Here is a 798-nt window from a genome sequence, read left to right on the forward strand (position 1 = left end):
TTTCTTCATGGCTAGTAATGATCTGGCTGATGGCTTGAGTAGAATCTTCTAGCAGTTCAGAGCTTTTCTCTGCTTGTTGATGAACGTCTTCACTCTTCTCGCGCAGCTCTTCCACAAACTTGCTCGACTCTTCAATCCCTGTGGCCATGTGATGTACTTGTTGGCTCATTTGCTCTGCCGCACTTGCTTGAGATTCACTATTCACGTTGAGTGCATTGACTTGCTCATCCAACTGCGACGATTGCTCATCAAGCGCTTGCGAAACAGATTTCAGCTCTATCGAATTTAAATTAGCTTGCTCCAATACTTCAGCCAGATGCAGTTCGCCTTCTGTTGCTTTTTTGGCGACTTGCTCACTCTCGACTTTTGCTGCTTCGGCATTTTCAATCGCATCATCACGTTGCTTAGCAGTAAATGCCTGAGCGATACAAATCACCACCAGCGGCAATACGGTACCAGACCAAATTTCTAATCTCTGAGAAGCTTCCGATAATACCAGTTGAGGAAACTCAAAACCCGAAACATGCTGATGTGTCATTAAGGCGGAAATGGCAATCACCACGCCACTCCAAGCAATAGCGATAAGACGAGTGCCAGATAAGAAGAAAGCGACAACCAACAAAGGCACCCAATAAGTTTGAGTTGAATCAACCACACCACCACTTTGATAAATGATATTGAGTGCATGCACCGACATCCCGACAAAACCAAGGTTAAGTGATAACGCAGGTTGCTTAAACCATTTGAGACTAGAAGCGGAAATAAGCTCAAGAGTAATCAGAATGACAGAAGTTAAGA

General features: G+C 44.4%; 1 protein-coding gene. It reads right to left on the minus strand.

Annotated features, from left to right (window positions below):
- The coding region (locus R8N49_RS26375; protein ID WP_318190353.1) for a chemotaxis protein at window positions 1-798 on the minus strand (798 nt) is incomplete at both ends.

The sequence above is a fragment of the Vibrio sp. 1978 genome (genome assembly GCF_033344345.1).